The following is a 233-nucleotide window of genomic DNA, read 5'->3' on the forward strand; positions in this document are numbered from 1 at the left end:
CCGCCATGAGGATGATGTTCGCCAGACTGTGCGGAATCATCGGAGTAATCCGTCATGGATGCGCGGCATCATCCTGCAAATGTTTCAAAGCCGCACTGATCGGGCTTCCGCCGTGAAACGGAAGCTCGCCCGTCAACATTTGATACATCACGACCCCAAGTGAATACAGGACCGACTTTCCTCCCGTATTGGTTCCTTTGGCATGCTCCGGCGAGAAATAGTGAACCGAGCCG

Annotated in this window: 1 pseudogene; it reads right to left on the reverse strand. The window is 54.5% G+C overall.

The annotated features are described in order from the left end of the window. Window positions 1-55 precede the first annotated feature (55 nt). A pseudogene (locus KVT34_RS31310) lies at window positions 56-233 on the reverse strand (Stk1 family PASTA domain-containing Ser/Thr kinase); the annotation flags it as partial.

Source organism: Paenibacillus sp. GbtcB18 (assembly GCF_019091125.1).
In the GTDB taxonomy this organism is placed as follows: Bacteria; Bacillota; Bacilli; order Paenibacillales; family NBRC-103111; genus Paenibacillus_F; species Paenibacillus_F chitinolyticus.